General features: G+C 67.7%; 16 protein-coding genes. 4 read left to right on the forward strand and 12 right to left on the reverse strand.

From position 1 onward, the window contains the following. Positions 1-50: 50 nt before the first annotated feature. Entirely contained in the window at positions 51-2,588 is a 2,538-nt protein-coding gene (locus EYE40_RS06330) for an Rne/Rng family ribonuclease (protein ID WP_130981158.1), read from the reverse strand. Positions 2,589-2,958: 370 nt separating this feature from the next. Between EYE40_RS06330 and EYE40_RS06335 the strand changes: the two genes are divergently transcribed. Together EYE40_RS06335 and EYE40_RS06340 are read left to right on the forward strand one after the other, a co-directional pair. Beyond that, entirely contained in the window at positions 2,959-3,558 is a 600-nt protein-coding gene (locus EYE40_RS06335) for a vitamin K epoxide reductase family protein (protein ID WP_240034732.1), read from the forward strand. A 15-nt stretch (positions 3,559-3,573) separates the two neighbouring features. Then, entirely contained in the window at positions 3,574-4,440 is an 867-nt protein-coding gene (locus tag EYE40_RS06340; protein WP_130981159.1) for a DsbA family protein, read from the forward strand. 11 nt (positions 4,441-4,451) lie between these two features. Here EYE40_RS06340 and ndk read toward each other — a convergent pair whose 3' ends face one another. The 4 genes from ndk to ileS are packed head-to-tail and all read right to left on the reverse strand — an operon-like array spanning position 4,452 to position 10,180. Then, complete coding sequence (gene ndk / locus EYE40_RS06345) at positions 4,452-4,868, reverse strand: nucleoside-diphosphate kinase (RefSeq protein ID WP_130981160.1); 417 nt, start codon at positions 4,866-4,868, stop codon at positions 4,452-4,454. Beyond that, positions 4,865-5,263: a DUF4233 domain-containing protein gene (locus EYE40_RS06350; RefSeq protein WP_130981161.1), complete on the reverse strand. Its 399-nt coding sequence runs from the start codon at positions 5,261-5,263 to the stop codon at positions 4,865-4,867. The genes ndk and EYE40_RS06350 overlap by 4 nt, the downstream gene beginning before the upstream one ends. Further along, positions 5,263-6,807, reverse strand: coding sequence for a bifunctional folylpolyglutamate synthase/dihydrofolate synthase (locus EYE40_RS06355; RefSeq protein WP_130981162.1), 1,545 nt, complete (start codon positions 6,805-6,807; stop codon positions 5,263-5,265). The genes EYE40_RS06350 and EYE40_RS06355 overlap by 1 nt, the downstream gene beginning before the upstream one ends. Next, positions 6,800-10,180: an isoleucine--tRNA ligase gene (ileS, locus tag EYE40_RS06360; protein WP_130981163.1), complete on the reverse strand. Its 3,381-nt coding sequence runs from the start codon at positions 10,178-10,180 to the stop codon at positions 6,800-6,802. The genes EYE40_RS06355 and ileS overlap by 8 nt, the downstream gene beginning before the upstream one ends. A gap of 282 nt (positions 10,181-10,462) precedes the next feature. Between ileS and EYE40_RS06365 the strand changes: the two genes are divergently transcribed. Together EYE40_RS06365 and EYE40_RS06370 are read left to right on the forward strand one after the other, a co-directional pair. Then, positions 10,463-10,795: a hypothetical protein gene (locus EYE40_RS06365; RefSeq protein ID WP_130981164.1), complete on the forward strand. Its 333-nt coding sequence runs from the start codon at positions 10,463-10,465 to the stop codon at positions 10,793-10,795. A gap of 99 nt (positions 10,796-10,894) precedes the next feature. Beyond that, positions 10,895-11,365: a hypothetical protein gene (locus EYE40_RS06370; RefSeq protein WP_130981165.1), complete on the forward strand. Its 471-nt coding sequence runs from the start codon at positions 10,895-10,897 to the stop codon at positions 11,363-11,365. 73 nt (positions 11,366-11,438) lie between these two features. On the opposite strand, the gene EYE40_RS06375 is transcribed toward EYE40_RS06370, so the two are convergent. The 7 genes from EYE40_RS06375 to EYE40_RS06405 are packed head-to-tail and all read right to left on the reverse strand — an operon-like array spanning position 11,439 to position 18,226. Beyond that, positions 11,439-12,095 (reverse strand): response regulator transcription factor, encoded by a 657-nt coding sequence (locus tag EYE40_RS06375; protein WP_130981166.1) that lies wholly within the window; start codon positions 12,093-12,095, stop codon positions 11,439-11,441. After that, entirely contained in the window at positions 12,092-13,534 is a 1,443-nt protein-coding gene (locus tag EYE40_RS06380) for a sensor histidine kinase (protein WP_130981167.1), read from the reverse strand. The genes EYE40_RS06375 and EYE40_RS06380 overlap by 4 nt, the downstream gene beginning before the upstream one ends. 52 nt (positions 13,535-13,586) lie before the next feature. Next, positions 13,587-14,582 carry a DUF1648 domain-containing protein gene (locus EYE40_RS06385; protein ID WP_130981168.1) on the reverse strand — a complete coding sequence of 332 codons (996 nt, stop codon included), beginning with the start codon at positions 14,580-14,582 and terminating at the stop codon, positions 13,587-13,589. Next, positions 14,582-14,929: a GntR family transcriptional regulator gene (locus EYE40_RS06390; RefSeq protein ID WP_130981169.1), complete on the reverse strand. Its 348-nt coding sequence runs from the start codon at positions 14,927-14,929 to the stop codon at positions 14,582-14,584. The genes EYE40_RS06385 and EYE40_RS06390 overlap by 1 nt, the downstream gene beginning before the upstream one ends. Positions 14,930-14,965: 36 nt before the next feature. Continuing rightward, positions 14,966-16,477 (reverse strand): dipeptide ABC transporter ATP-binding protein, encoded by a 1,512-nt coding sequence (locus tag EYE40_RS06395; RefSeq protein WP_476702010.1) that lies wholly within the window; start codon positions 16,475-16,477, stop codon positions 14,966-14,968. Next, positions 16,458-17,291 carry an ABC transporter permease gene (locus EYE40_RS06400; protein ID WP_130981171.1) on the reverse strand — a complete coding sequence of 278 codons (834 nt, stop codon included), beginning with the start codon at positions 17,289-17,291 and terminating at the stop codon, positions 16,458-16,460. The genes EYE40_RS06395 and EYE40_RS06400 overlap by 20 nt, the downstream gene beginning before the upstream one ends. Then, the gene (locus EYE40_RS06405) at positions 17,288-18,226 is read right to left on the reverse strand and encodes an ABC transporter permease (RefSeq protein WP_240034734.1); all 939 of its coding nucleotides are present in this window, start codon (positions 18,224-18,226) and stop codon (positions 17,288-17,290) included. Before EYE40_RS06405 ends, EYE40_RS06400 begins: the two co-directional genes overlap by 4 nt. Positions 18,227-18,235 lie beyond the last annotated feature (9 nt).

The following is an 18,235-nucleotide window of genomic DNA, read 5'->3' on the forward strand; positions in this document are numbered from 1 at the left end:
GATGACGGTGTTCCAAGCGAGTCCCCACCCGCCAATTCTAGGTTGCCTGCTTAGTCCTCGGAGATCGGCGCGCTCACCACGGCACCGGAGCTGCCGGCGCGACGCGAGGTGCGGCGACCCTGTCCGGCCTGCTTCGGCTCGGGCAGTGCTTCGAGCACGGAGTCGAGGATCGACTCGGCGTCCTTGGTGCTGATACGGCGCTGGTTGCGCTGCTTCTGCACCGGGATGTCGAGGATCGCGACGGCACTCTCGGCGGCCGCGACAGCGACCTCGGGAGCGGTGACCGGAGCGCTGACGATCTCGATGGCCTCGGTCGGGGTCTCGGCGTGCGGCACGGTTGCCGTGGCGATCTGGGCGAGCGCGTGGCGCACGTCCTCGGTGATCGCGTGGGTCTGTGCTCCATTGCCGTTCTTGGGCGCGGTGCTGGCAGAGCCACCCTGGTTGTTGCCGTTGCCGTTGCTTCCGGATGACGATCCACCCTTGCCACGCCCACGGCGACCACCGGTCGAGGGCTGCTCGGTCTGGGTCTGCGGGCGGTGCTTGGTGACGGGGTCGTGGTGCACGATGATTCCGCGGCCGGCGCAGTGCTCGCACGGCTCCGAGAAGGTCTCGAGCAGACCGAGACCGAGCTTCTTACGTGTCATCTGTACGAGGCCGAGCGAGGTGACCTCGGCGACCTGGTGCTTGGTGCGGTCACGCGAGAGGCACTCGACGAGGCGCCGCAGCACGAGGTCGCGGTTCGACTCGAGCACCATGTCGATGAAGTCGACGACGATGATTCCACCGATGTCGCGCAGGCGCAGCTGGCGCACGATTTCTTCGGCGGCCTCGAGGTTGTTCTTGGTGACCGTCTCTTCGAGGTTTCCGCCCGAGCCGACGAACTTGCCGGTGTTGACGTCGACGACGGTCATGGCCTCGGTACGGTCGATGACGAGCGATCCACCGGATGGCAGCCAGACCTTGCGGTCGAGCGCCTTCTCGATCTGCTCGCTCACGCGGTGCGCGTCGAACGAGTCGGCGGTTCCCTCGTAGGTCTCGACGCGGTCGATGAGGTCGGGAGCGACGGAGCGCAGGTAGGCCTCGATGACCTCCTGGGCGTCGCCGCCCTCGATGACGAGCTTGTGGAAGTCCTCGTTGAAGACGTCACGGATGATCTTGATGAGCAGGTCGGGCTCCGAGTGCAGCAGCACGGGCGCCTGAGCGGTCTCGACGAGGCGGCTGATCTCTGCCCACTGGCTCGTGAGGCGGCTGACGTCAAGCGTGAGCTGCTCTTCGGTCGCGCCCTCGGCCGCGGTGCGGACGATGACACCGGTGTTCTCGGGCAGCACCTCCTTGAGGATCTTCTTGAGGCGTGCGCGCTCGGTGTCGGGCAACTTGCGGCTGATGCCGTTCATCGAGCCGTTGGGCACGTAGACGAGGTAGCGGCCCGGGAGGGAGATCTGCGATGTGAGACGGGCGCCCTTGTGGCCGACCGGATCCTTCGTGACCTGCACGAGCACCTTGTCGCCCGGCTTGAGCGCGAGCTCGATGCGGCGGGCCTGCTGCTTGCCCTCCGCCGAGTTCTCGGCCGCTGCATCCCAGTCGACCTCTCCGGAGTAGAGCACGGCGTTGCGGCCGCGTCCGATATCGACGAAGGCCGCCTCCATGGAGGGAAGCACGTTCTGCACGCGACCGAGGTACACGTTTCCGATGAGGGACATGTCCTGGCTCTTGGCGACGTAGTGCTCGACGAGCACACCGTCTTCGAGCACGGCGATCTGGATGCGCTCGAACTTGGAGCGCACGACCATGGTGCGGTCGACCGACTCGCGGCGGGCGAGGAACTCGCTCTCAGTGATGACCGGACGGCGACGCCCTGCGTCACGGCCATCGCGGCGACGCTGCTTCTTGGCCTCGAGACGGGTGGATCCCTTGACCCGGGTGGGTTCGTTGCTGAGCACGGGCTCGGGGCGCGGCTGGCGCACGCGTACGACGGTGTTGGGCGCGTCATCTCCGTCGCGGGCCTCTTCACCCGGGCGACGGCGTGAGCGGCGACGGACGCCGGTGGTCTCGTCCTGCGGGTCGGCGTCGCGAGCACCGTCGCGGCCGGAACCGTCACGGGCGGGCTGTGAGTCGCGGCCACCGCGCGGGGCGCGCAGCGGGGGCAGCGGGTCGATGGCGGGAGCCTGGAACAGCAGCGACGTGGTGGTCAGCGGCGCGGGGGCCTCGGTGGGCTCTGCGTCATCCTCTGCACCACCAGATGCGGCGGAAGCACCAGCGGGCTTGCGCGAGCGGGTACGTGCCTTCGGGGCGTCTTCGACCTTGAAGGGTTCTTCGTCGACCTCGGCGTCAGTGTCTACAAGAGCCGGATCGACGATCGCCTCGACCGCCGGCTTGCGCTTGGCCGGTGCACGCTTCGCAGCGGGAGCCTTCTCGGCGGGTGCCTCGGTCGGAGCTTCGGCGGCGGGTGCCTCGGCGACCGGTGCTTCAACGGGCGCCTCGACGACGGGCTCAGGCACGGGGGCGGCTACGGGTTCAGGCGCCGCCTTGCGCGAGCCGAACAGTCCGCGACGCTTTTTCGGTTCGTTGGTCTGGTTGTCATTCACCATGAGTGGTGCACTCCTCGCCCGGGTGGAAACCGCGCCCCACCGGGGTACTCTCTCGTGCGATGACCCGCCGGAGCGGGTCCGCTACTAATCCTTATGGCCTGCGACCGGCAGTTAGTCAGTGCTACTCAGCACTATTGCTGACGAACACTGTTGCTCTGGTCACTTCGCCTTGGTCACTACTGCGCATTGCTGTCACTTCTGCGCACCGGAGCTGGCTATCCGCTCACCTCAGCGTTCGCTGGTCGGTGGCCCGGATTGCTGCCCGGAAAGCTTGTTGTTGCGTCTGGCTGGGCGCGGCCCGGTTAGACGTACCCCGATTATCGCATGCATTCCCAGTTGGACGTGCTTCAACCCGTGCAATAATCCCGGGGTGACCCTGCCCGTCGTCGAAAAACGCCCTCTCGCCCTCGCTATTTTCATGATCCTCGCGGGCGCGATCGGCTGGCTCGCCGCCTTCGCCCTGACCGTGGAGAAGTTCGCGCTGCTCACCGATCCGCAGGATTCGCTCGGCTGTGACTTCAGTGTGCTGGTGCAGTGTTCGGCGAATCTCGAGTCGTGGCAGGGCTCGCTTCTCGGTTTCCCGAACCCGATCATCGGACTCGGCGCGTGGATCGCTCCGATCGTGGTCGGCGCCGCACTGCTAGCCGGTGCGCGCTTCGACCGCTGGTACTGGATCACGTTCAACGCCGGCGTCGCTCTTGGTCTCGCCTTCGTCATCTGGCTGATCAGCCAGAGCATCTTCGTGCTCGGAACCCTATGCCCGTGGTGCATGGTCACCTGGTCGGTCACCATCCCCCTGTTCCTGGTGGTGACTCTTCGAAACCTCTCCTCCGGCGTCTTCGGGGGCGGGATGACGCTGCGGTCCACTTCCGCAGCGCTCTACCGCTGGACGCCCACGATCACCTTCGGCGCCTACCTCGTCATCGCAGCGATCGCGCAGCTGCGGCTCGACGTGATCAACCACATCTAGCGGAAGGAGCGCGACATGACCCCCGCACCCACCACCAAGCGCGAGCGTCGCGACGAGGCCCGCGAGCACGCGCGCGAGCTGCGCGAGGCCGCGGCCAGGCGAAAGAGGCGCAACCGCTGGCTCATCCAGGGCTCGGTGCTGCTCGCGGCGATCGCGGCCGCCGTGATCATCGTGATCGTGCTGATGAACGTGGTGAAGCCCGCAGCCGCGAGCCCGCTGAACATGTCGAGTGACGGCATCCAGTTTCTCGGCGACGGCGACAAGATCGTGCCGGTGGAGACCCCGGCCCTCGAGGTGGACGAGTCCCCCACGCCTACCCCGCAGGATCCGGCGTCGGGTGTCTCGATCGTCGTCTACCTCGACTACCAGTGCCCGTTCTGCAAAGACTTCGAGACGGCGAACGGCGAGAACATCGCCACCTGGGTCGCGGGCGGGATCGCCTCACTCGAGATCCACCCGGTCTCGTTCCTCGACGGCACATCGCAGGGCAATCGGTACTCGAGCCGGGCCGCGAACGCCGCGGCCTGCGTCGCCAACTACGAGCCGACGCTGTACCTGGGTGTGAACGCCGCGCTGTTCGTGAACCAGCCCACGGAGGGCACCACCGGCATGACCGACGACCAGCTGCTGGAGGTGCTTGCGTCGGAGGGAGCGGAGAGCGGGGACATCCAGAACTGCGTTCGCAACGAGAGCTTCAAGAACTGGGTCACGCAGGCGACCGAGCGCGCACGCGGCCCGCTGCCGAACTCGGACCTCGCAGAGGTGGAGAACACGCCGACGGTTCTGGTGAACGGCCAGCTCTACGTCGGGTCGCCCACCGACGCCACCGAGTTCCTCACCTTCGTGGGAAGCATCGATGACGCGGCGGCGACTACCGAATAGCTAGGTGAAAGCTAGTGGAACCAGAGGGCGAGTTCGCGCTCGGCGCTCTCGACCGAGTCGCTGCCGTGCACGAGATTCTGTTGCACCTTGAGGCCCCAGTCGCGGCCGAGGTCGCCACGAATCGTTCCGGGCGCTGCCGTCGACGGGTCGGTCGTGCCCGCGAGCGAGCGGAAGCCCTCGATGACGCGGTTGCCGGCGACGCGGAGCGCGACGATCGAGCCACTCTCCATGAACTCGACGAGCGGCTCGTAGAACGGCTTGCCCTCGTGCTCGGCGTAGTGCGCGGCGAGCAGCTCGCGGGGCGCCTCGAGCATCTTGACGTCGACGAGCTGGTAGCCCTTCGCCTCGATGCGGCGAAGGATCTCGCCGGTCAGGTTGCGCGCGACGCCGTCGGGCTTGATCAGTACCAGTGTCTCTTCGACGCTCATGCGTTGTTCTCCTCGGTATTTATTGGGGGGTTGTTGCGAAGGTATTCGGCCTTCTGCGCATCGATCTGCCTGCCGCGAACGAAGCAGAAGATCCAGAGCGCGAGAAAGCCCAGTCCGATGACATACATGAGTGGCAGCAGGATGCCCGTGGCGATGATCACGAGCTGCAGAGCCCAGCCGAGCCAGACTCCCCACGGGTACATCAGCAGGCGCCCGGCGAGAACGAGCAGCACGATGAGCGCTCCCCCGCCGCCGAAGGCGAGTGCGGGCTCTGCCGTGCGCAGCCCGAAGGCAGTGAGCAGCGCGAAGAAGATGAGCAGCGCCTCGAGGGCGAGCACGATCGAGAGCAGCGACTCCGAGACGGAGCGCTCGCGCTTCACGCGAACTCGAGCCACTACTTCCACCCCTCGATCGCGGCGAGGGCGATGGCCTCGCCGACCAGGGTTATGGATCCGGTGACGACGACGCCGCGACGCGGCTCCTCGGCCGCCCACGCGCGGGCGTCGGAGAGCGCGTGCTCGAAGGACTCGAACTGGTAGGTCGCGTCCTCGTGCGTGATCTCGAGCACGAGTTCGGCGAGTTGGTCGTAGGGCACGGCGCGATCGGATTGCGACTGGGTCACGTGGAAGCGCTCGGTGATCGGGGCGAGTGCTTCGATGATGCCGCGGGCGTCCTTGTCGTCGAGCACACCGATCACCACGGTGATCTCGTCGAACGTGAAGTACGACCCCAGCGCGCTGGCGAGCGCCGCTGCACCGTGCGGATTGTGCGCCGCGTCCACGAGCACAGTCGGATCAGTGCCGATGATCTGCAGGCGACCGGGCGACGTAGCCGTGGCGAGCCCTTCGGCGAGCACGTCGCCGACGAGCGGCTGGGTGCCACCACCGAGGAAGGACTCCACGGCAGCGATAGCGACCGCCGCGTTCTGCGCCTGGTGATCGCCGAACAGGGGAAGGAACAGATCGCTGTAGGTCTCGGCGAGGCCGCGAACCGAGATGAGCTGGCCGCCGACCGCGACGGTCGTCGATTCGAGGGCGAACTGGCTGCCCTGCAGCGCGAAGGTCGACTCGGTGAGTTCCGCCGCGCGCTGCAGCTCGGCGAGGGCCTCGGGGCTCTGGAGCGCCGAGACCACGGACGCCGCGGGCTTGATGATGCCCGACTTCGTGCGCGCGATCTCCGCAACGGTCGAGCCGAGTCGCTGGGTGTGGTCGAGCGCGATCGGGGTGAAGACGGCAACCTGGCCGTCGGCGACGTTCGTGGAATCCCACTCGCCGCCCATGCCGACCTCGATGATCGCGACGTCGACGGGTGCGTCGGCGAAGCTCGCGAACGCGAGCACGGTGAGAGCCTCGAAGAAGGTGAGCTCGGGATCGCCCGCGGCTGCGAGTTCGGCATCCACCATCAGGAGGTAGGGCTGGATGTCGTCCCAGTTGACAGCGAGGGCGCGGTTGCTGATCGGTTTGCCGTCGATCACGATGCGTTCGTTGACGCGCACGAGGTGTGGGCTTGTCATGAGGCCCGTGCGCAGGCCGTAGGCGCGCAAAATGCTCTCGGTCAGCCGACTCGTCGAGGTCTTTCCGTTGGTGCCGGTGATGTGGATGATCGGGTACGCGCGATGCGGGTCGCCGAGCAGTTCGACGACGCGCCGCGTGGCCTCGAGGCGCGGCTGCGGGGCCGCCTCACCGATGCGGGCGAGCAGCTGCTCGTAGACCGCGTCGGCGTCCTCCTGGTACTCGGTGTCCTCGAGCTCCCAGTCGGAATCCTCGTCGAGGTTGGTGCCTTCGGAGCCGTCATCCGGCTCGGAGAAGGGGCTGAGGTCGGCGAGCGGGTGCAGCGGCTCGTCGGCCTCGGCATCCAGGCGCTCGTCGTAGTCGTCATCCCGATCCGACTGGCCGCCCTCGCGGTCGAACGGGTCCTTCGGGGGTGTGGTGTCAGACATTCACTGCTCCTGCCTTGCGTACATCGATCACGAGCACACCGGTGTTCGCGTACTGTCCGGCGGCAAGCGTGGTGCGCTGCCCGCCGGCCCTGGTGTCGACCGCGGCACCGACTTCCGGTACCTCGCCGACCGTGAAGTTCGCCTCGGTGGCAAGGGTCTCGGCGGCGATCGTAGCCTCGTAATTCGAGAGTGCCGTGAGATCGTCGGCGTCGCCGATGATGCTCAGCGAGATGCGGTCGCTCACGTTCAGCCCGGCCGCCTTGCGAGTGTCCTGGATGGCGCGGATGACGTCGCGCGCGAGCCCTTCGGCCTCAAGCTCCGGCGTCATCTCGGTATCGAGGATCACGAAGCCGCCGTCGGAGAGGAACGCGATGGCGCTCGACTCGTCGGCCGAGTGCAGCTCGAGCTCGAATTCGCCCGGCAGCAGGTCGATCTCCCCCACGCGCACACCGTCGCCCTGAACAGACCAGTCGCCCGCCTTTGACGACTGGATGACGCTCTGCACCTGCTTGCCCAACCGCGGACCGAGCGACCGCGCGTTGACACTGAGCTTGCGCGAGATGCCGTGACGCTCGAGGCTGCCCGCTTCGAGTACCTCGAAGGACACGTCCTTCGTGTTGAGCTCCTCGCGCAGGATCGCCGAGAATCCGGCGAGTCCCGAGGTCTCCGCGGTCACCACGGTGAGGCTCGCGAGGGGAAGACGCACGCGCAGGCTCTTCGCCTTGCGCAGGGCGAGACCCGAGGAAGCGATCTCGCGCACGCGGTCCATGACCGCCATAAGCTCGTCGTCCTGCGGGAAGGCGCTCGCCTCGGGCCAGTCCTCGAGGTGCACGCTGCGGCCACCGGTGAGCCCCTGCCAGATCTCCTCCGAGACGAGCGGCAGCAGCGGGGCCGCGACACGGGTGACCGTCTCGAGCACGGTGAACAGGGTGTCGAACGCGTTGGTGTCCGTTCCGACCCAGAAACGGTCACGGCTGCGACGCACGTACCAGTTCGTCAGCACGTCGGCGAAGTCGCGCAGCGACTGGGCGGCGAGGGGGCTGTCGAGGCGTTCGAGGTGAGCCGTGACATCCACCACCAGCTGATGCGTCTTCGCCAGCAGGTACCGGTCGAGCACGTTTGTGGAGTCGGTGCGCCATTGGGCGGTGTACCCACGCTGGTTGAGTAGGCCGCCCGCGGCCGTATCGAAACCGTCCGCTGGGTTTCGATACGCTCCTTCGTCGCTACTCAACCCGCTCGTATTCGCATAGAGCGTGAAGAAGTAGTACGTGCTCCACAGAGGCAGCAGCAGCTGGCGCACACCCTCGCGGATGCCCTCCTCGGTCACCACGAGGTTGCCTCCGCGGATCACCGAGCTCGACATCAGGAACCAGCGCATGGCGTCGGCGCCGTCGCGGTCGAAGACCTCGGCGACGTTCGGGTAGTTGCGAAGGCTCTTCGACATCTTCTGGCCGTCGGAACCGAGCACGATGCCGTGGCTGATCACGTTCTTGAACGCGGGGCGATCGAACAGCGCCGTCGACAGCGCGTGCATCACGTAGAACCAGCCGCGCGTCTGCCCGATGTACTCGACGATGAAGTCGGCGGGGTTGTGCTCCTCGAAGAACTCCTGGTTCTCAAACGGGTAGTGCACCTGGGCGAACGGCATCGAGCCGGAGTCGAACCAGACGTCGAGCACGTCCTCGATACGGCGCATGGTCGACTGGCCGCTCGGGTCGTCGGGGTTCGGGCGCGTCAGGTCGTCGATGAAGGGACGGTGCAGGTCGGGCCCGCCGGCCTCATTGAGCGGCAGCCGTCCGAAGTCTGCCTCGATCTCGGCGAGCGAGCCGTAGATGTCGATGCGCGGAAACTCGGGATTGTCGCTCTTCCACACCGGGATCGGGCTGCCCCAGTAGCGGTTGCGAGAGATCGACCAGTCGCGGGCGTTGCCCACCCACTTGCCGAACTGGCCGTCCTTGACGTTGTCGGGAACCCAGTTGATCTCCTGGTTCAGCTCGCCCATGCGGTCGCGGAACTCGGGCACGCGCACGAACCAGCTCGACACGGCCTTGTAGATCAGCGGGTTGCGGCAGCGCCAGCAGTGCGGGTAGCTGTGCTCGTAGCTCGCGACGCGCAGCAGGCGGCCGTCGGCGCGCAGCTTCTGGGTGAGCGGCTTGTTGGCCTCGAAGACCTGCAGACCGGCGACATCCGTGATGATCGGCAGGAATTTGCCGCCGTCGTCGACGGAGATGATGACCGGGATGCCCGCCTTTCCGGTCACGATCTGGTCGTCTTCACCGTACGCGGGCGCCTGGTGCACGATTCCGGTGCCCTCGCCGGTGGCGACGTAGTCGGCGACGAGGATCTTCCAGGCGTTCTGCAGTCCCCACTCCTCGACGTCGGCGTAATAGTCCCACAGTCGGTCGTAGTCGACGCCCTCGAGCTCGGCACCGGTGACGGTGCGGCTCACGGCATCGACGGCTTCTGCGGGAGTCGCGTAGCCCAGGTCCTTTGCATAGGCGCCGACCGTGTCGAGCGCGAGCAGGTACTCGGCCACGCCCTCCTCGGCACCGTCGCCGGCCCCGAGCGGTCCGGACGGCACCACGGCATAGGCGATCGCGGGGCCGACAGCGAGCGCGAAGTTCGTGGGCAGGGTCCAGGGCGTGGTGGTCCACGCGAGCGCGCGAACGGCCGTGAGACCGAGTGCCTCGGCCTTTGCACCGACGAGCGGGAACGTGACCGTCACCGTCTGGTCCTGGCGCATCTTGTAGACGTCGTCATCCATACGCAGTTCATGGTTCGACAGAGGCGTCTCGTCATGCCAGCAGTACGGCAGCACGCGGTAGCCCTCGTAGGCGAGACCCTTGGTGTGCAGCTGCTTGAACGCCCAGATGACGCTCTCCATATAGGTCACGTCGAGGGTCTTGTAGTCGTTCTCGAAGTCGACCCAGCGGGCCTGGCGGGTGACGTACTCCTCCCACTCCTTCGTGTACTCGAGCACCGACTCGCGGGCCTTCGCGTTGAACGTCGCGATGCCCATCTCCTCGATCTGCGACTTCTCGGTGATGCCGAGCTGGCGCATCGCCTCGAGCTCGGCGGGCAGGCCGTGGGTGTCCCAGCCGAAGCGGCGGTGCACCTGCTTGCCGCGCATGGTCTGGAAGCGCGGGAACAGGTCCTTCGCGTATCCGGTCAGCAGGTGACCGTAGTGGGGCAGGCCGTTCGCGAAGGGCGGGCCGTCGTAGAAGACCCACTCGTCGTTGCCCTCGCGCTGGTCGATGGACGCCTGGAAGGTGTTGTCGCCCTTCCAGAATGCGAGGATGCCCTCCTCGATCGCCGGGAAGTTGGGCGACGCGGGCACGCCGTTCGCATCGGGGGCGTTGAGGGGGTACGGCATGTGGTCTCCTGTGCGATTCGTCTCTGCACGAGGACGACCTCTCGGCCGCGGTACCACCCCGCTTGCGCTGCTCTCGCCTCGCCACTCAAACTGCTGTTCGGTTCTACTTGCTGTCGCGGGTTTCGATATGGCCGCGGGCGGCCTACTCAACCAGCAATAGTGTTCTTCCGAAGGCTCCCCGCTGATAACGGATCACTGCCAGTTCCACGAGTTTACGCCACAGCCGATGAGGATGCTCTCATGTTCGCTGCGAGAGTTCGCGAGCGAGGGCATCATGGGAGCATGCGCCGTGCCATCCTGCTGCCCGCCCTGATCGTGGGCGCCGTCATCGTCGTCGGCGCGGGTGCGGCGGTCGTTGCGGCGGCCACGGCTCCGAGCGACTCGGGGCGCGTTGTGCAGGTCGACCCGCTCGTCGTGACGCCTGCTCCGGATGCCCCGACTCCCGCGACTCCCCTCCCGACCTCCACGGCTCCCGTTGCCGTCACCCCGCACGGGTCCGAAGACGTCGGCGACGACCACGGCGACAACAGCGGCCGCGGCGGAGGTTCGGACGACGATGACAGCAGCGGATCCAGCAACAGCGGTAAGGGTGGCGGCGGCGGTTCCGACGACTAGATGAGAGCGATCTCATCGCCCTCTGGTTGGTGTCTCATCAACCGCCGCGAGGCTTGAGGTATTCGGTTCGAGAGAACCCACACCCCAAGGAGAACACTCATGAACCTCACAATCAAGAAGAACTGGCCGGCCATCGCCGGAGCTGCAGTCATCGGCCTCACTCTCGCCGTTGGCGGTGCCATCGCCGGCGCGACCGCCGCGACCGAGTCGAACAGCCCGGCACCCGTCGCGCCGATCTCGTCGACGAACTCGCCCACCCCCAGCAACTCGCCGTCGAACAGCACCGACGATGACGGCACCGCCGACCAGGGCAGCGGTGACAACCCGGCCACTCCGGTGACGCCGACCCCGGCACCGTCATCCAGCAGCTCGTCCGACGACAGCGGCCACCACAGCTCCGGGACCCACCACAGCTCGGGCACGGACGACTCGGATCACCACAGCGGAACCGATGACTCCGGCCACCACGGCGGGCGCGACCGCTCGGGCGACGACGACAACTCGGGTAGCGGTCGAGGCGGCTCAGACGACAGCTCCGGCCACGGCGGCGGACACGGCTCCGACGATTAGGCAGCACTCAGACAAGGCCCCCGGTTCGCCGGGGGCTTTTGTGCGCCCGGCTCGAACGCGTGAGCGAGCCCGCTCAGCTCAGGCGGTAGCCCATGCCGCGCACGGTCTCGATGACGTCGGCGCCGAGTTTGTCGCGCAGGTACCGCACGTAGACGTCCACCACGTTGGAACCGGGGTCGAAGTCGATGCCCCAGACCCGGCTGAGCAGCTGCTCGCGGCTCAGCACCTGCTCCGGGTGACGCAGGAACTCTTCGGCGAGGGCGAACTCGCGGGCGGAGAGATCCACCTGGCGGTCGCCGATGGTGGCGCGTCGGGTGTGCAGGTCGAGCGACACACGCCCGTGGGAGAGCGTCGTCGAAGCGCCCTGTCCGGCATCGCGCAGTCGCACCCGAACCCGGGCCAACAGCTCGTCGAACTTGAACGGCTTCGGGATGTAGTCGTTCGCTCCACCATCGAGCCCGGCGACGGTGTCCCCGAGCGAGGTGCGTGCGGTGAGCATGATCACCGGAATCGTCGTGTCCCGCGCCCGGAGGCGCCGCAGCACCTCGAAGCCGTCCAGCTGAGGGAGTCCGATGTCGAGCAGCACGAGGTCATAGCTGCCACTCAGCGCGTGAGCGAGGGCATCCGGACCGGTCTCGACGATGGTTGCGCTGTAGCCGGCGGCCCGAAGACCCTTCTCGACGAAACTCGAGATGCGCGACTCGTCTTCCGCGATGAGGATGCTGCTCACTGGGGGCCTTCCGTCAGGGGTATCACGATGCCGAAGCGCGAGCCCGCGTCACTCGAGGCGAGGCTCACGCGACCGCCGTGCGCGTGCGCGATCGACCGCACAATGGGCAGGCCAAGTCCGGATCCGTGGATGCCGCGACCGGCGTCGATGCGCCCGAAGCGCTCGAAGATGCGGTCCTCGGACCCCGCGGGAATACCCGGTCCGGCGTCCTGCACCCAGAACTCGACCGCGCCGTTGGTCACGAGGCTGCCGAGCACGATCGTTGACCCCGTCGGCGAGTACTTGGCGGCGTTGTCGACGAGCTGCAGCCAGCCCTGGGTGACCCGATGCGCATCCAGCCGGGCGACCCCCGTCGCCCGGCCGGACAGCTCCCACGAGTGGTCGGGAAGTGCGCTCGCCTTCGCGAAAACCGAATCCGTGAAGGCCGCCACATCCACCTCCTCGAGGTTCGGGGTGCTCGACTGCACGCTGGCCCAGGTGTCGATGTCATCGACGAGGGCTGCCATGCGGTCGAGCTCGTCCAGGGCTAGGGCGCGCGTCGCCTCGACGTCATCCACTTTCGATGAATCGACGAGTTCGAGGTGGCCTCGCAGAATAGTCAGCGGCGTCTTCAGTTCGTGCCGCACGTCGTCGAGCAGCTGGTGCTGGCTGTTCATGGCCGAGTCGAGGCGGTCGAGCATGTCGTTCACGGTCACGGTGAGCTCCGAGACGTCATCCCGCCCCTCGACGATGATGCGCTCGTTGCGATCAGAGGCGGTGATTCGGGATGCCGCGGCGCGAAGCCGACGGATCGGCCGCAGCAGCGTGCCCGCCACGAACCAGCCGACCAGCCCCGTGACGAGAAGGGCCAACAGGGCGACGAGCGCGTACGTGCTGAACGCGGAAACGAGTTCGTCGAGTTCCTCGTCGGAGTTCAGCGTCACGAGGTAGATGCCCTGCTCGGGATCTCCGGCCACCTCGATCGGGCTCGCGATATAGCGCACGTTGGTGCCCGCGACCACGGCGGTGCCCTGGCGTACGCTGCCGTCATCGACTTCCTCGACGATGCGGGAGACGAAGGCGTCTTCGTTCTCGAGGTGGATATCGACTTCGACGCCGGGCACGTACGAGGCGACACCGTCGATGATGCCCAGCGCGCTCTCGTCATGGGCAGGAACGTCGCTCTCGAGAATTCCCTGCAGGGCGGCCCTCACGGTCGGGAAGACCTGGCCCTGACCGACCGTACCGTCGGTCGCGGTCGTCGGTGCGTCACCCGAGACGATGATGCGCGCCGTCTCGATGCTGCCGAGCAGGCGGGCGTCCATCTCCTCGAGGGTGCGCTCACGCTGCACCAGGAAGGTGACGGCCCCCGCGAGGGCCATACCGACGGCCGTGACGACGAGCATCGAGGCGAGGATGCGCGCGCGCACCGACCATCTCGGCAATCCACGCGCGCTCATGGGTCAAGTATGCCGAGCGGCGCTCGCAGATGAGGGCCAGATGAGAGCTTCCTCACGCGCGGGAGCGCTGCACCAGCCCGTTCACGAGACCGGCGGCGGTCGCGGCGTCGTCGACAGTCACCACAAGGCTGCGGCCGGTGTGCCGGGTGATCTCGAGGGCTTCGCCCGATCGCAGGATGACGCCGGTGCGCCCACCCGCGCCGAATCGGATTCCCCACCCGCCGAACTCGGCCATCGCCTGCACGTCGACGACGGATGCTGCGGCGATCTCGTCGATCGGCACGGTGAACCTCGGATATCCCCCGGCCGCGCGCAGCCGCACCCCGTCGCGCCCGATGCGCAGGCGCCAGTTGAGGCTCGCGAACGACAGCACGAGCACCAGCGACACGACGGCGATGATCACGAACATCGCCGGGCGGCCGACGACGGCCACGAGCACGGCCGTCGCGATGACGAGAATGGTCGCCGCGGCGAAGGACACGATCGCGATCCGCGACGGGGCGATGGTGCGGGTGAAGACGGCGCGCTCCTCGGGCGCGAGCGCGAATCTCGGCTCCTCGACCGAGCTCGGTTCGAGGGTGACCGGTTTCGGGGCCACGAGACCGGCGATCAGCCCGAGCAGGGTGGCGGCGACAAGAGCCAGGCCCAGCACGGGCAATACGGATGGAGCGGCCGCGGCATCCTCGAGCCCCCGCTGGATGCCGACCGATCCGACGAGCACAGCAGTGAGCAGCGTGGCGAACCAGACGCTCATGCCGACGAGGAAGCGCGGCTGGGCCGAGGGGCGCGTGCTTGCTCGCAGGCGCGCGATTGCAACGGTGACGATCGCGGCGAAGGCGACCACGCTGAGCAGGAACAACGTGGCGAGCCCGAGCAGGCTGCCATAGCCGTCCGCAGAACCGGTCGGCCCCCAGTGCACGGCGATCGGGTCGGGCAGGTCGGTCCAGGACAGCAGGGCGATCACACCCACCACGGCGATGACCAACGGCACGACCCCGGCGATCAGGATGATGCGGATGCGCTGGGTGGGGCTGAATGCACGGATCATCAGTAGGCCTCTCGAATGAGCGCGGCGAGCGCGGTGGGTGACAGGTCGAGGCGTTTGGCCTCGGCTACGAGTTGGGGCAGCACGGCGGCGAGCGCCGCATAGTCGCGGGCGCGATCGGTGACGACCGCTCCCCTGCCGCGACGCAGGTCGACGAGTCCTTCATCGCGCAGCAGCTGGTACGCACGCAGCACGGTATGCACGTTGATGTCGAGGGTCTCGGCGAGCTCGCGGGCTGCGGGCAGTCGCTCGCCGGTCTTCACCGACTCGCGCAGCACCTCCGAGCGCACGGCGGCGGCGAGCTGCTCGAACAGCGGGATCACCGAGCCGGGGTCTACGCGAATCAACATGGGTAGATTCTATTGTTCTATTTAACATAGAACAAGTTAAGTTTCGAGCAACAGCTTCGTGAACGGATGCCGCGGCTCCCGCAGCACCGAACTCGCCTCCCCCTGCTCAACGACAGCGCCGTCCTTCATGACCACTATCCGGTCGCTCATCTGGGCGATCACGGCGAGATCGTGCGAGATGAAGATCATCGAGAGGCCGAGCTCCCGCTGCAGGGATGACAGCAGCTCGAGCACCTGCGCCTGGATCGATACGTCGAGTGCGGATACCGGCTCATCGCAGACGAGAATCCCTGGCCGACGAGCGAGCGCGCGAGCGATCGCGACGCGCTGCCGCTGGCCGCCGGAGAGCTCGCGCGCCCTCCGGTTCAGGTGCGCTTCGCCGAGGCCGACCTGATGCAGGAGTTCGAGCACTCTCTGCTTGGAGACCTTCTCGCTGAGCGCAACGCTCTCGCCGAGGATGCGCTCCACGCTCCAGCGCGGGTCGAAGGCGCCGAACGGGTCCTGGTCGATGAGCTGGATGCGCGCACGGCGAGCCCGCCGCTGCGCCTCGGCCTGCACGCTCCACGGCTCACCGTCGAGCAGCACCTCACCCGCATCCGACCGCTCGAGCGCCAGCAGCAGGCGAGCGACCGTGCTCTTGCCCGAGCCGGACTCCCCCACGATGCCGAGCGTCTGGCCTGCACGGAGCGAGAGCGACACGTCGTCTACCGCGGTGCGGGCACCGTAGCGCTTCGTGAGCCCGCGGGCCTCCAGCACGGTGTCGCCGCCCTCGACGAACGTCGTGCGTGGGGTGGGCGCGGCCGCGAGCAGCACCCGGGTGTACTCATGCCGCGGGTTACCCAGCACCTCGGCGACTGCACCCGTCTCCACGATTCGGCCCTCACGCATCACGGCAACCCGGTCCGCGAGCCGCGCCACCAGTGTCAGGTCATGGCTGATGAGCAGCAGGCCGAGACCCTGCGCCTTCAACTCGCCCAACAGGTCGAGGATCTGCGCCTGCACCGTTGCATCGAGGGCGGTCGTCGGCTCGTCCGCGACCAGGAGGCCGGGGCCGGCCACAAGAGCCGACGCGATCAGGGCTCGTTGACGAAGGCCCCCGGAGAGCTCGTGCGGGTACTGGGTGGCGCGAGCCGCGGCATCCGGCATCGCCACGTTCTGCAGGCTCTGGATGACCCGTGCCCCGACCTGCGCGCGGGTGAGCGAGCCCTCGTGCACTTCAAGGGCTTCCGCGACCTCGGCGCCCACTCGCCGCAGCGGATCCAACGCCACAAGCGCATCCTGGCTCACCAGTGCCACGGAGCGGCCCCGCAGGTTCCGCCAGTCCCGCTCGCCGTAACCGCGCGCATCGCGGCCGTCGATCGAGAGCACGTCGGCGGTCACCGCGCCGGGCGACAGCCCGAGCAGGGCGTTCGCGGTCATGGTCTTGCCGGAGCCGGATTCCCCGACCAGGGCGAGGCACTCCCCCGGCTCGAGCTCGAATGAGATGCCGTCGACGACGGGGGTACTGCCGATCGTGACCACGAGATTCTCAACGCGCAGCACGGGCACCTCCCCGCAGGCGGCGGCCGACGACACTCGTCGAGATGACCGTCGCCGTGATGACGAGGCCCGGGAACAGCGCCACCCACGGCGCGCGATCGAGCAGGTTGCGCCCCTCCGCGAGAATCACACCCCACTCCGGCGTCGGGGCTGCGGGACCGAGACCCAGGAAGCTCAGGCCGGCCGCCGAGACGATCGCCGTACCGACACCGATCGTCGCCATAACGAGCAGCGGGCCGAGCGTGTTCGGCAGCACGTGCCGCAGCACCGAGCGCCAACGCGGAACTCCAAGCGAGACCGCGGCCGTCACGTAGCTCGCGCGCGACACGACGAGCGTCTGCGAGCGGGCGATCCGCGCGTAAGCGGGTGTGGCTGCGAGCGCTATCGCGATCACGAGGCTCGAGGGACCCGGGCCGATGATGGCGATCACGAGGAGCGCGACGAGGAACTCGGGGAAGGCCATCCCGATCACGATGATGCGGCCGATCACCGTGTCCACCGGCTTGGGCGAGAGGCCCGAGACCAGTCCGATGAGAAGGCCGGCGGCCAGTGCGATGAGGGATGCCCCGAACCCGACGGCCAGCGAATAGCGCGCGCCGTGCACGACTCGCGCAAAGACGTCCCGCCCGGACTGGTCGGTGCCGAACAGGTGCTCGGCGCTCGGACCCTGCAGTGCGTCCGAGATTTGCGCCCGCAGCGGATCGATCGGGGTGACCAGCGTCGGGAAGAGCGCGGCGAAGAGCAGCAGCCCGAGGAAGATGCTCGCGATGACCACTCCGGGGGCTGCCGGTCGGCGGGTGCGACGAGCGACGAGGACGGTCATGACGCCACCCGCAATCGCGGGTCGAGAGCCTCGTGCGCGAGGTCGACGAACAGGTTGATGATCGCGAACAGCACGGCGACGACAACGATGATGCCGAGCACAACGGGCAGGTCGCGGTCGATCACGGCGCGCAGTGTCACGCGGCCGAGCCCGGCCCGACCGAACACCGTCTCGACGAGCACGGCCCCACCGAGCAGGGAGCCGAGGATGTAGCCGCTCAGCGTGATCCCGTCGCCGGCGGCGTGACGCAGGGTGTGGCGGCCGATGAGCCGCGCGTAACCGATGCCGCGGGCGCGGGCGGTGAGGGCGAACGGCTGAGTCGCGGCCGCCTCAAGACCCTGCCGCAAGACCTGGCTCAGGATGCCCGCGATCGGCAGCGCGAGCGTGATCGCCGGCAGCACAAGCGCCGCGAAACCCTTCGTCGAGGTGACCGGGAACCAATGCAGCCCGAAGCCGAAGACGGCGATGAGCACAAGCCCGATCCAGAACGTCGGCGACGACACGAGAACGAGCTCGAGCAGCCCCACGACCGAGTTCCATCGGCGACCGCGCACGAGCAGGGCCGCGATCAGGGCAAGAACGAGCGCGAAGCCGATCGCGAGGCCGGTGAGGGCCAGGGTCGGCCCCGCCTGCGAGGCGATCGTCTCGGCGACCGGTTGCCGCAACTGGTACGACTGCCCGAGATCGCCGCGCACGAGTCGACCCAGGTACTGGGCGTACTGCACGAGCACCGGCTGGTCGAGACCCCAGTCGCGACGAATCGCGTCCTTGGTCTCCTCGCTCACCTGCGCCTGCACGCCGAGCATGACCTCGACCGGGTCGCCCGGTATCAGCTTCAGGGCGAGGAAGCCCGCCGTCGCCGCACCCCACACGATAAGGAGCATGCCGCCGAGGTGGCCGAGCAGGCGAGCGGCTGCACTCCTGCTCGACGTCACGGATTCAGT

Source organism: Glaciihabitans arcticus, assembly GCF_004310685.1.
Classification (GTDB): Bacteria; Actinomycetota; Actinomycetes; order Actinomycetales; family Microbacteriaceae; genus Conyzicola; species Conyzicola arctica.